We start from the raw sequence: 11,984 nt of genomic DNA, 5'->3' as shown, positions 1-11,984 counted from the left end.
AAAATCGTATTGACTGTACAAAAGTGTAACAACTTGAGAGGCAATTTAATATCAACCAGAGATAGTCACAGCGACGGTGATCGGTTTGACCCGCACACCGTCAATCCAGTCGCTGATAGGTACAGGGAAGCCCAGTCGACGGGTCGCAAAGATACCGGCGAGGTTGATGCCGGTTGCACGGGTGTAACCGATCCCTCCGGAGTAGCGCGCATTGATTTCAAGAAGATGAGGCTGGCCTGCGGCATCGTCGCGGGTTTGAACATTGACGATACCGTCACAGCCAAAATGCTCTGCGGCGCGCAAAGCTAAACGGGTAGCCGGGGTGTCACGTTCGAAAAACTGATGCACACCCTCCTTGCGACGACCGACAAATTCGATGACTTTTCCACCCTCGCACACCATATCTACAGAGCACTCGCTACCCATCATGTAGGGCATGACCAGCATCGGGGGTTGCTCTACAGCCTGCTTGTAAAGGCTCAGGTACGCATTGAAACTGACCTCGCGAGCGTCAGGATTAGCGAAGCAGCGGAAAGGATCGCAGTGTTCATTGAAGCGCCAGAATCCCTGCCCATAAATCCCGACCACCGGCTTGATGCACACCGCACCTTGGGCCGACAGTAGCTGATAGGCAGACACCAGCTCATCGGCATTGTTGACCGTGATAGCAGGTACACAGGCAAGGCCCGCGCGCTCGGCTTCGGCAGTAAACAGGCTTTTGTTATCGACGAGCTCAAACGTTCTAGGTGAGGTACCTCCGGTGACCAGTGCCAGCCCAGCATTTTCGAACTCATGTCGATGTGCCTCATAGGCTCCGCCCACGCGACCCGCTACGACGACTTTGACTGCATTGGCGCGGGCCGTTTTGATCACCCACAGAAGGCGCTCGTCACGATCCAAAGGCTCAACGAAGCTGTGGTCAGCCAGACGGGTGATTTCAGGGCGATCAGCGCGGTGGGAGGCAAAGATTTTAATGCCCACGGGTAAAGCTTCGCGGGCGCCCAGGATGATCTCACGCTGAGAAGCTTGCCCTTCAAGAAACCAGATCATCAGAATCCCTTGGTCAATTGTGTTGGAGAAGACTGGTCTGACATGAAGCACTGCCGATGAGCCGAGCACCAAACGGCACCGGATGGCATTCAAGGCGCAACTATTATGCCCAAGGTATCATCATGCGTTGCTATTAAATCTCTCGCACTGAAGATAAAAAAAATGTATCCAACTGTAACAAATTATCAGCACACGCTGAATAATAGACAGCAACACTTTTTAACCAAGCCCCCCTTGAACTCGAACTACCATGAGTTCCTCGCTGACAAAAACCTCAATCGACCAAACACCTTACACCTCCATGAGCAGATACATATGTAAATAAAGTCATGTGCTGTTGATGCTGCCCCCGGATTGACCTAATTGCCGACGCAAGACTGTCCCATCTCTAAAACTACAACAATCGAGCACAAACAATGATTCACGAGGAGTCAGACTGGGTCAGTAAAATCTCGGCAACTGGGTCAACTCGGCATCGGCGCCAACAGTTAGTGTCCTTGAACACACCAACAAGTGCATAACTGGTGTGTTCATGAAGTAAACGATTGAAGCCGTAGCATCCTGGCCAATTCAGAACTGACGCAATGATTTTTATCGTCAGCTTATCGATTTTGTACGGTAGGAGTTTTTTTAGCTTCGAGAAATCCGGATTTCCCAAATTGAGGTAAAGGATTCGCTGCATATACGAATGTAGCGATTCATCGCGCCGGATTCTCGGAGTCATATGCAGATCGGAGCGAGGCTGCTTCGTGCAGGCAATAGGGATTTTGGGCACGTCCGTAACAGGCGCTGATCAGAACAATCAGCAACCTGCGACAGATTTAATTCACCAGCGACAGTTTTAATTCTCTAAAACCACAATCCGTTACCCGCGCAGCATCCTTACTCAACCGTGACCGATTTCGCCAGGTTACGCGGCTGGTCCACATCGGTACCCTTGAGCACGGCGACGTAGTACGACAACAACTGCAATGGGATGGTGTAGAGAATCGGCGACAGGATGTCGTGGATGTGCGGCATGTGCACCACGTGGGTGCCTTCGCCGTTGGTCATGCCAGCCTTTTCGTCGGCAAAGACAATCAACTGGCCGCCACGGGCGCGCACTTCCTGCAGGTTGGACTTGAGCTTTTCCAGCAGCTCGTTGTTCGGCGCCACGGTGACCACCGGCATATCGTTATCCACAAGCGCCAGCGGGCCGTGCTTGAGTTCTCCGGCCGGGTAGGCCTCGGCGTGGATGTAGGAGATCTCTTTGAGCTTCAAGGCCCCTTCCATCGCCACCGGGAACTGCGCGCCACGGCCCAGGAACAGGGTGTGGTTTTTCTCAGCGAACAGCTCGGCGATTTTTTCCACAATAGCGTCCATGGCCAAGGCTTCGCCCAGCCGGGCGGGCAGGCGACGCAGTTCTTCCACCAGCTTGGCCTCGACGCCTTCACCCAGGGTGCCGCGGACCTGGCCCAGGGACAGCGTCAGCAACAGCAGACCCACCAGTTGCGTGGTGAACGCCTTGGTCGATGCCACGCCGATCTCACGACCGGCCTGGGTCAGCAGGGTCAGGTCAGACTCACGCACCAACGAGCTTATGCCCACGTTGCAGATCGCCAGGCTGGCGAGGAAACCCAGTTCCTTGGCATTGCGCAGGGCGGCCAGGGTGTCGGCGGTTTCGCCGGACTGGGAGATGGTGACGAACAGTGAATCGGGTTGCACCACGACTTTGCGATAGCGGAACTCGCTGGCCACTTCGACCTGGCAAGGAATACCGGCCAGCTCTTCCAGCCAGTAACGGGCGACCATACCGGCGTGATAGCTGGTGCCGCAGGCCACGATCTGCACGTTACGGACCTTGGCGAACAACTCGGCCGCTTGTGGACCGAACGCCTGGACCAACACTTGGCTCTGGCTCATGCGGCCTTCCAGGGTGCGTTGCACCACAGTCGGTTGTTCGTGGATTTCCTTGAGCATGTAGTGGCGGAACTCGCCCTTGTCGGCGACTTCAGCACCGTCGCGGTACTGGACGGTCTCACGTTCCACGCCTTTGCCGTCGAGGTCCCAGATCTGCACGCTGTCGCGGCGAATTTCGGCGATATCGCCTTCTTCCAGGTACATGAAGCGGTCGGTGACCTGGCGCAGCGCCAACTGATCAGACGCCAGGAAGTTTTCCCCCAGGCCCAGGCCGACGACCAATGGGCTGCCGCTGCGGGCCGCCACCAGTCGATCAGGTTGTTTCGAGCTGATGACCGCCAGGCCATAGGCACCGTGCAACTCCTTGACCGTGGCCTTGAGCGCGACGGTCAGGTCCATCAGGTCCTTGAGCTTGTGATTGAGCAAATGGGCGATGACTTCGGTGTCGGTGTCCGAGGTGAACACATAACCAAGCGCCTGGAGCTGTTCACGCAGGGCTTCGTGGTTTTCGATGATGCCGTTGTGCACCACCGCCAGATCGCCGGAGAAATGCGGGTGAGCATTACGCTCGCACGGCGCGCCATGGGTGGCCCAACGGGTGTGAGCGATGCCCAGGCGACCGAGCAGCGGTTCGGCTTGCAGCGCATTCTCCAACTCGCTGACCTTGCCCGGGCGACGCATGCGCTCAAGCTTCTGGTCGTTGGTGAACACCGCCACACCGGCGCTGTCGTAGCCGCGGTATTCCAGGCGCTTGAGGCCTTCAAGCAAGATTGCTGTGATGTTGCGTTCAGCAACGGCGCCGACAATTCCACACATGCTATTTCTCCTGGCTGACAGGCGCACAGATCACGGTGATGCCGCGGGCCTGAATCTGATCGCGGGCCTCTACGGGCAGGCGATCATCGGTAATGAGGGTATGGATGCTGCTCCACGGCAGCTCCAGGTTGGGGATCTTGCGGCCGATCTTGTCGGCCTCCACCATCACGATCACTTCGCGGGCAACCTCAGCCATCACACGGCTCAAGCCCAGTAATTCATTGAAGGTGGTGGTACCTCGAACCAGATCGATGCCGTCGGCGCCGATGAACAACTGGTCGAAGTCATAGGAACGCAGGACCTGCTCGGCCACCTGGCCCTGGAACGACTCGGAGTGCGGGTCCCAGGTGCCACCGGTCATCAACAGCACCGGCTCGTGCTCCAGTTCGCTCAAAGCATTGGCGACGTGCAGGGAGTTGGTCATCACCACCAGGCCCGGTTGTTGGCCGAGTTGCGGGATCATGGCGGCGGTGGTGCTACCACTGTCGATGATGATGCGCGCGTGCTCGCGGATCCGCTTCACGGCGGCCCGGGCAATGGCCAGTTTGTACTTGGAGACGCTTTGCCCGTTATCGGCCACCAACTCCTGCGGCATCGGCACCGCACCACCGTAGCGACGCAGCAGCAAACCATTGGTTTCCAGGGCCGCGAGGTCCTTGCGAATCGTAACTTCCGAGGTTTCGAAGCACTTGGCCAACTCATCCACACTGACCTCACCCTGCTCCTGGAGCAAGGCTAGGATGTTGTGACGGCGTTGTGGTGTGTTGCGTTTCGACATGGCGATATAAGTTTCGATTCGAAAGATAACGTAAGCAATCAAAACCTATTGAAGGGATGTCGTCAAGACGCCGGGAGAAAAATTCAGAAATCTGCTCACAAATGTGTGCGGGCTTGCTCGCGAATGGGCCAGATCAGGCAATACGGCTTTGCCTGACAGACCGCTTTCGCGAGCAAGCCCGCTCCCACAAGGGTCTGTGGATAACTTTACGGCTTCTTGATTTTTTCCGGTCGCTTCCAGCCGTCGATATTGCGCTGACGGGCGCGTCCGACTGCCAATTGGCCGTTATCCACATTCTGGGTGAGGGTCGAACCGGCCGCCGTGGTCGCGCCGCTGGAGATATCCACAGGTGCTACCAAGGAGTTGTTCGAGCCGATGAACACATCTTCACCCAACACGGTTTTCCACTTGTTGGCGCCATCGTAGTTACAGGTAATGGTCCCGGCACCGATGTTGGTGCGGGCGCCGACTTCAGCGTCACCGAGGTAGGTCAGGTGCCCAGCCTTGGCGCCTTCGCCCAGATGAGCGTTTTTCAGTTCAACGAAGTTACCCACATGGGCACGGGCTTCCAGCACCGAACCTGGGCGCAGGCGGGCAAACGGGCCGGCGTCGCTGCCTTCCCCCATGATCGCGCCGTCGAGATGGCTGTTGGCTTTGATCACCACGCCTTTGCGCAGGGTGCTGTCCTTGATCACGCAGTTCGGGCCGATGACCACGTCGTCTTCGATGACAACCTTGCCTTCGAGGATGACGTTGATGTCGATGACCACGTCGCGACCCACGCTGACTTCACCGCGCACGTCGAAACGGGCTGGATCGCGCAGGGTCACGCCTTGCGCCATCAGGCGGCGGGCGGCGCGCAATTGATAGTGGCGCTCCAGCTCGGCCAGTTGCCGGCGATCGTTGGCGCCCTGCACTTCCATGGCGTCCAGCGGCTGCTCGGTGGCGACCACCAGCCCGTCGCTGACCGCCATGGCAATCACGTCGGTCAGGTAGTACTCGCCCTGGGCGTTGTTGTTCGACAGACGACTCATCCAGTCACCCAGACGCTCGGCCGGTACGGCCAGAATCCCGGTATTGCCTTCAGTGATCGCGCGCTGGGCTTCGTTGGCGTCCTTCTGCTCGACGATGGCGGTTACTTGGCCGTCCACGTTACGCACGATGCGGCCATAACCGGTGGGGTCGTCCAGCTCGACGGTCAACAGGCCCAACTGTTGTGGCGCGACATGCTTGAGCAGGCGTTGCAAGGTGTCGACTTCGATCAGCGGCACATCGCCGTAGAGAATCAGCACCGTATCAGCCGTGATGAACGGCACGGCCTGGGCGACCGCATGACCGGTGCCCAGTTGTTTGTCCTGCAGGACGAAATTCAGGTCATCCGCCGCCAGGCGTTCGCGTACCGCATCGGCGCCGTGGCCGATCACCACGTGAATGCGCTGTGGATCAAGTTGCCGGGCGCTGTGGATAACATGGCCAAGCATGGAATTGCCGGCTACCGGGTGCAAGACCTTGGGCAGCGCCGAACGCATGCGGGTGCCTTGACCGGCCGCGAGGATAACGATTTCGAGAGACATGACTGGCTACCAATCCTGGGTGGTCAGCGGTTGCGACCAGATGATGAGTGTCGGGAAAAGAAAAAAGGGTAGCCGAGGCTACCCTTTTTAATCAATCGCACAGGAAGCAGACGGCCTAGCCGCCGAACTTCTTGCGGATCTGCTGGACGGTGCGCAGCTGAGCTGCGGCCTCGGCCAGACGTGCAGCAGCAGAACCGTAATCGAACTCCGCGCCTCGCTCGTGCAGGGCCTTCTCGGCAGCCTTGACGGCTTCCTGAGCGGAGGCTTCGTCCAGGTCGGCAGCACGTTGCACAGTGTCGGCAAGGACCTTGACCATGTTCGGCTGAACCTCGAGGAAACCACCGGAGATGTAATACACCTCGGCTTCCCCGCCCTGCTTGATCAAGCGGATCGGACCCGGTTTCAGATTAGTGATCAGCGGTGCGTGACCCAGAGCGATACCAAGATCACCCAGCTCACCATGCGCAATCACCATCTCGACCAGACCGGAGAAGATTTCCCCTTCCGCACTGACGATATCGCAATGGACTGTCATAGCCATCTGATTGCCTCAACCTAAATTAGCGCCCGTTGCCGGGCGCCGGGATTACAGTTTCTTGGCTTTCTCGATCGCTTCTTCGATGCCGCCGACCATGTAGAACGCTTGTTCTGGCAGGTGGTCGTAGTCACCGTTGAGGATGCCTTTGAAGCCAGCAATGGTGTCTTTCAGGGAAACGTATTTACCCGAGGCACCGGTGAAGACTTCAGCCACGAAGAACGGCTGCGACAAGAAGCGTTGGATCTTACGAGCGCGGGATACCAACTGCTTGTCGGTTTCCGACAGCTCGTCCATACCCAGGATCGCAATGATGTCCTTCAGCTCTTTGTAGCGCTGCAGTACGTACTGGACGCCGCGAGCGGTGTCGTAGTGCTCCTGGCCGATCACGTTCGGATCCAGCTGGCGCGAAGTCGAGTCCAGTGGGTCAACCGCTGGGTAGATACCCAGGGAAGCGATGTCACGGGACAGAACGACGGTGGCGTCCAAGTGGGCGAAGGTGGTCGCTGGCGACGGGTCGGTCAAGTCATCCGCAGGTACGTATACCGCTTGGATCGAAGTGATCGAACCTTCCTTGGTCGAAGTGATACGTTCTTGCAGAACGCCCATCTCTTCAGCCAGGGTCGGCTGGTAACCTACTGCCGAAGGCATACGGCCCAGCAGTGCGGATACTTCAGTACCGGCCAGGGTGTAACGGTAGATGTTGTCGACGAACAGCAGAACGTCGTTACCTTCGTCACGGAACTTCTCGGCCATGGTCAGGCCGGTCAGGGCTACGCGCAGACGGTTTCCCGGCGGCTCGTTCATCTGGCCATAGACCAGTGCCACTTTGTCCAGAACGTTGGAGTCCTTCATCTCGTGGTAGAAGTCGTTACCCTCACGAGTACGCTCACCCACACCGGCGAACACGGAATAACCGCTGTGCTCGATGGCGATGTTACGGATCAGTTCCATCATGTTTACGGTCTTGCCTACACCGGCACCACCGAACAGACCCACTTTACCGCCCTTGGCGAACGGGCAAACCAGGTCGATAACCTTGATACCGGTTTCCAGCAGGTCGTTGCCGCCCGCTTGTTCAGCGAAGGATGGCGCAGGACGGTGAATGCCCCAGCGCTCTTCGGTGTCGATCGGACCAGCTTCGTCGATCGGGTTACCCAGTACGTCCATGATCCGGCCCAGGGTCGCTTTACCGACCGGTACGGAGATGGCAGCGCCAGAGTCGATAACGTCCAGACCGCGCTTCAAGCCTTCGGTGGAACCCATCGCAATGGTACGAACGATGCCGTCGCCCAGCTGCTGCTGAACTTCCAGGGTAGTTTCCGCGCCTTGTACTTTCAGCGCGTTGTAGATGCTCGGTACGCTGTCGCGTGGAAATTCCACGTCGATAACGGCGCCGATGATTTGAACGATACGTCCGCTACTCATAGCTGGATCCTCTGAATATTTGAACCGTTAAACCGCGGCAGCGCCGCCGACGATTTCCGAGATCTCTTGGGTGATCGCAGCCTGACGCGCCTTGTTGTAGATCAGCTGCAAATCGCTGATCAAATCACCGGCGTTGTCGGTAGCGTTCTTCATCGCGATCATCCGCGCTGCTTGTTCAGCTGCGTTGTTCTCGACCACCGCCTGGTAGACCTGCGACTCCACGTAGCGGACCATCAAGCCGTCAAGCAGCTCCTTGGCATCCGGTTCGTAGAGATAGTCCCAGTGGTGCTTGAGTTCCTGTTCCGGGGTCGCCACCAGTGGAATCAATTGCTCCACGGTTGGCTGCTGCGTCATGGTGTTGATGAACTTGTTGGATACCACGGACAGGCGGTCAATCCGGCCTTCCAGGTAAGCATCCAGCATCACCTTGACGCTGCCGATCAGGTCATTGATCGACGGCTCTTCACCCAGGTGGCTGATAGCGGCGACGACGTTGCCGCCGAAGTTGCGGAAGAAAGCCGCACCCTTGCTACCAATCACGCACAGATCGATCTCGACGCCTTGTTCGCGGTTTACAGCCATGTCCTTGACCAGGGCCTTGAACAGGTTGGTGTTCAAGCCACCACACAGACCACGGTCACTGCTCACCACAACGTAACCGACGCGCTTGATAGCACGGTCGATCATGAACGGGTGGCGATATTCCGGGTTGGCGTTGGCCAGATGACCAATCACCTGGCGGATGCGCTCCGCATAAGGGCGGCTAGCAGCCATGCGCATTTGTGCCTTGCGCATTTTGCTGACCGCCACTTTTTCCATGGCGCTGGTAATTTTTTGCGTGCTTTTGATGCTCGCAATCTTACTGCGAATCTCTTTTGCGCCTGCCATGTAACACCTATCAGGTTAGCAAGCGGGAGCCTTGCGACTCCCGCTGCGGCTTACCAGGTTTGGGTGGCCTTGAACTTCTCGATACCGGCTTTCATGCCAGCGTCGATTTCGTCATTGAAGTCACCCTTCACGTTGATCTTGGCCAACAAGTCGGCGTGATCGCGGTTGAAGTAAGCAATCAGCGCTTGTTCAAAGCTGCCGACCTTGGCGATTTCAACGTCAGTCAGGAACCCACGCTCAGCGGCATACAGCGACAGCGCCATGTCAGCGATCGACATTGGTGCGTATTGCTTCTGCTTCATCAGCTCGGTAACGCGCTGACCATGCTCAAGTTGCTTACGGGTCGCTTCGTCCAGGTCAGAAGCGAACTGGGCGAATGCCGCCAGTTCACGATACTGGGCCAGGGCGGTACGGATACCACCGGACAGCTTCTTGATGATCTTGGTCTGAGCGGCACCACCCACACGGGATACCGAAACACCGGCGTTCACAGCAGGACGGATCCCGGAGTTGAACATGGCCGATTCCAGAAAGATCTGACCGTCGGTGATGGAAATCACGTTGGTCGGAACGAACGCGGAAACGTCGCCAGCCTGGGTTTCGATGATCGGCAGTGCGGTCAGGGAGCCGGTCTTGCCGGTCACTGCGCCGTTGGTGAACTTCTCTACGTATTCTTCCGAAACGCGGGATGCGCGCTCCAGCAGACGGGAGTGGAGATAGAACACGTCGCCTGGGTAAGCTTCACGGCCTGGTGGACGGCGCAGCAGCAGGGAGATCTGGCGGTAAGCCACTGCCTGCTTGGACAGATCGTCATAAACGATCAGCGCGTCTTCACCGCGGTCGCGGAAGTATTCGCCCATGGTGCAACCGGAGTACGGTGCCAGGAACTGCAGCGCAGGAGATTCCGAAGCACTGGCCGCCACGATGATCGTGTTGGCCAGGGCGCCGTTTTCTTCCAGCTTGCGAACCACGTTGGCGATGGTCGATTGCTTCTGACCGATGGCTACGTAGACGCAGAAAATGCCACTGTTCTTCTGGTTGATGATCGCGTCGATCGCCAGAGCGGTCTTACCGATCTGACGGTCACCGATGATCAGCTCACGCTGGCCACGGCCGACAGGGATCATGGCATCGACAGCCTTGTAGCCAGTCTGTACAGGCTGGTCTACCGACTTACGCCAGATCACGCCCGGAGCAACTTTCTCGACCGCGTCGGTCTCGGTGTTGCCCAGTGGACCTTTGCCGTCAACAGGGTTACCCAGTGCATCGACGACGCGACCCAGCAGTTCCTTACCAACCGGAACTTCGAGGATACGGCCAGTGCACTTGGCGCTCATGCCTTCAGCCAGAGACTGGTAAGCACCCAAGACAACGGCACCTACGGAGTCTTGCTCCAGGTTGAGGGCCATACCGTAGACGCCGCCCGGAAACTCGATCATCTCGCCGTACATGACGTCGGCCAGACCGTGAATCCGCACGATGCCGTCAGATACGCTGACGACAGTGCCTTCGTTACGGGCTTGGGAGGTCACATCGAGCTTGTCGATGCGGCCCTTGATAATTTCACTTATTTCGGAAGGATTGAGTTGCTGCATTGCTCTGCTGCCCCTTCAAACTCAAGATTTCAATGCTTCGGCAAGTTTCGCGATTTTGCCGCGAATCGAGCCATCGATAACCAGGTCGCCGGCGCGGATTACAACGCCCCCTATCAGGGACTTGTCTTCCTCGACTTGCAGGCGCACTTCCCGGTTGAGTCGTGCACTGAGAACCTTGGCGAGTTTGTCTTGCTGTTCTTGGTTCAATGCGAAAGCACTGGTCACGTCCACGTCTACCGACTTCTCTTGCTCGGCCTTGTACAGGTCGAAAAGAGTGGCGATCTCCGGCAGTAGCAGGAGACGGTCGTTTTCGGCAACGACGTGAATGAAGTTCTGTGCCTTGGTATCGAACTTGTCGCCGCACACGTCAATGAACGTGGCGGCCTTTTCTGCGCTCGTCAGTCGCGGGGCCTTGAGCACGCGCTGCATGGTGTCGTCTTGCGACACCGCTGCAGCCAGGCCGAGCATGGCTGACCAATTGGCCAGTTGCTGGTGGGCCTGAGCGTGCTCGAAGGCCGCCTTAGCGTAAGGTCGGGCCAACGTGGTCAGTTCTGCCATGATCGCCCTCGCTTAGATTTCAGCAGCCAGTTGGTTAACCAGCTCTGCGTGCGCGTTTTGATCGATTGTGGCACCCAGGATCTTCGAAGCACCGCCAACGGCCAGGGCACCCACTTGGGCACGCAGCGCGTCTTTGACACTGTTGAGTTCCTGTTCGATCTCGGCTTGAGCCTGAGCCTTCACACGGTCAGCTTCGACGCGAGCCTGTTCACGGGCTTCGTCGACAATCTGGGTACCGCGTTTCTTGGCTTGCTCGATGATTTCAGCTGCCTGAGCTTTCGCTTCGCGCAGTTGCTGACCCACTTTCTCATGGGCCAACTCCAGGTCGCGAGCCGCTCGGCTGGCAGCGTCCAGACCATCAGCGATCTTCTTTTGACGTTCGTGCAATGCCGCAATGACCGGAGGCCATACGAACTTCATGCAGAACAGTACAAAAATCAGGAACGCAACGGACTGGCCAATCAGGGTCGCATTAATGTTCACGCCAACACCTCGCAGTTACGTTGTCCATCACACCAATCTACTCGAGACATCCGAGTAATTAGCCAGCGATTTGACCAACGAACGGGTTCGCAAAGGTGAAGAACAGCGCGATACCAACACCGATCATGGTCACGGCGTCGAGCAGACCGGCCACGATGAACATTTTGACTTGCAGCATTGGAACCATTTCTGGCTGACGCGCTGCGCCTTCCAGGAACTTGCCGCCCAACAGGCCGAAACCAATTGCGGTACCCAGTGCGCCCAGGCCGATCAACAGTGCAACAGCGATAGCGGTTAGACCAACTACAGTTTCCATCTTTCCTCCCGACTTTTACGTCGTATGGTTTAGGTTTTTTAGATTAAAGCGGTAAAACAAATCG

At 57.5% G+C, this 11,984-nt stretch carries 11 protein-coding genes; all 11 read right to left on the bottom strand.

The features are described from left to right. Nucleotides 1–51 precede the first annotated feature (51 nt). Nucleotides 52–1,050, bottom strand: coding sequence for an ATP-grasp domain-containing protein (locus tag AACY42_RS13170; protein ID WP_339479841.1), 999 nt, complete (start codon nt 1,048–1,050; stop codon nt 52–54). Between the two features lie 882 nt (nt 1,051–1,932). Then, nucleotides 1,933–3,765 (bottom strand): glutamine--fructose-6-phosphate transaminase (isomerizing), encoded by a 1,833-nt coding sequence (glmS, locus tag AACY42_RS13165; protein WP_339479839.1) that lies wholly within the window; start codon nt 3,763–3,765, stop codon nt 1,933–1,935. 1 nt (nt 3,766) lies between these two features. Beyond that, nucleotides 3,767–4,543, bottom strand: a complete 777-nt coding sequence (locus AACY42_RS13160) for a DeoR/GlpR family DNA-binding transcription regulator (RefSeq protein ID WP_339479838.1) — start codon at nt 4,541–4,543, stop codon at nt 3,767–3,769. A gap of 206 nt (nt 4,544–4,749) precedes the next feature. Next, nucleotides 4,750–6,117 carry a bifunctional UDP-N-acetylglucosamine diphosphorylase/glucosamine-1-phosphate N-acetyltransferase GlmU gene (glmU, locus tag AACY42_RS13155; RefSeq protein WP_339479836.1) on the bottom strand — a complete coding sequence of 456 codons (1,368 nt, stop codon included), beginning with the start codon at nt 6,115–6,117 and terminating at the stop codon, nt 4,750–4,752. Between the two features lie 115 nt (nt 6,118–6,232). Next, nucleotides 6,233–6,658: a F0F1 ATP synthase subunit epsilon gene (locus AACY42_RS13150; RefSeq protein WP_003207087.1), complete on the bottom strand. Its 426-nt coding sequence runs from the start codon at nt 6,656–6,658 to the stop codon at nt 6,233–6,235. 45 nt (nt 6,659–6,703) lie between these two features. Then, on the bottom strand, nt 6,704–8,080 hold the full coding sequence (gene atpD, locus AACY42_RS13145; protein ID WP_339479834.1) for a F0F1 ATP synthase subunit beta: 1,377 nt from the start codon (nt 8,078–8,080) through the stop codon (nt 6,704–6,706). A gap of 27 nt (nt 8,081–8,107) precedes the next feature. Then, complete coding sequence (atpG, locus tag AACY42_RS13140; protein ID WP_003207090.1) at nt 8,108–8,968, bottom strand: F0F1 ATP synthase subunit gamma; 861 nt, start codon at nt 8,966–8,968, stop codon at nt 8,108–8,110. 50 nt (nt 8,969–9,018) lie between these two features. Continuing rightward, the gene (atpA, locus tag AACY42_RS13135) at nt 9,019–10,563 is read right to left on the bottom strand and encodes a F0F1 ATP synthase subunit alpha (protein ID WP_339479832.1); all 1,545 of its coding nucleotides are present in this window, start codon (nt 10,561–10,563) and stop codon (nt 9,019–9,021) included. 21 nt (nt 10,564–10,584) lie between these two features. Continuing rightward, nucleotides 10,585–11,121, bottom strand: coding sequence for a F0F1 ATP synthase subunit delta (locus AACY42_RS13130; protein ID WP_339479830.1), 537 nt, complete (start codon nt 11,119–11,121; stop codon nt 10,585–10,587). 12 nt (nt 11,122–11,133) lie between these two features. Next, nucleotides 11,134–11,604, bottom strand: coding sequence for a F0F1 ATP synthase subunit B (locus AACY42_RS13125; protein WP_003187193.1), 471 nt, complete (start codon nt 11,602–11,604; stop codon nt 11,134–11,136). 58 nt (nt 11,605–11,662) lie between these two features. After that, the gene (gene atpE, locus AACY42_RS13120; RefSeq protein ID WP_003097235.1) at nt 11,663–11,920 is read right to left on the bottom strand and encodes a F0F1 ATP synthase subunit C; all 258 of its coding nucleotides are present in this window, start codon (nt 11,918–11,920) and stop codon (nt 11,663–11,665) included. Between the last annotated feature and the right edge of the window lie 64 nt (nt 11,921–11,984).

Source organism: Pseudomonas sp. RL_5y_Pfl2_73, assembly GCF_963970515.1.
Classification (GTDB): domain Bacteria; phylum Pseudomonadota; class Gammaproteobacteria; order Pseudomonadales; family Pseudomonadaceae; genus Aquipseudomonas.
Note: the sequence above shows the minus strand (reverse complement) of the source record. Positions and strands in the feature narration are given on the sequence as shown.

Bases quoted from the DNA above. Each gene is read 5' to 3' on its own strand.
- atpG (WP_003207090.1), bottom strand. From the start codon at position 8,968: ATGGCAGGCGCAAAAGAGATTCGCAGTAAGATTGCGAGCATCAAAAGC.
- atpE (WP_003097235.1), bottom strand. From the start codon at position 11,920: ATGGAAACTGTAGTTGGTCTAACCGCTATCGCTGTTGCACTGTTGATC.
- AACY42_RS13170 (WP_339479841.1), bottom strand. From the start codon at position 1,050: ATGATCTGGTTTCTTGAAGGGCAAGCTTCTCAGCGTGAGATCATCCTG.
- AACY42_RS13150 (WP_003207087.1), bottom strand. From the start codon at position 6,658: ATGGCTATGACAGTCCATTGCGATATCGTCAGTGCGGAAGGGGAAATC.
- atpD (WP_339479834.1), bottom strand. From the start codon at position 8,080: ATGAGTAGCGGACGTATCGTTCAAATCATCGGCGCCGTTATCGACGTG.
- AACY42_RS13160 (WP_339479838.1), bottom strand. From the start codon at position 4,543: ATGTCGAAACGCAACACACCACAACGCCGTCACAACATCCTAGCCTTG.
- atpA (WP_339479832.1), bottom strand. From the start codon at position 10,563: ATGCAGCAACTCAATCCTTCCGAAATAAGTGAAATTATCAAGGGCCGC.
- AACY42_RS13130 (WP_339479830.1), bottom strand. From the start codon at position 11,121: ATGGCAGAACTGACCACGTTGGCCCGACCTTACGCTAAGGCGGCCTTC.
- glmU (WP_339479836.1), bottom strand. From the start codon at position 6,117: ATGTCTCTCGAAATCGTTATCCTCGCGGCCGGTCAAGGCACCCGCATG.
- glmS (WP_339479839.1), bottom strand. From the start codon at position 3,765: ATGTGTGGAATTGTCGGCGCCGTTGCTGAACGCAACATCACAGCAATC.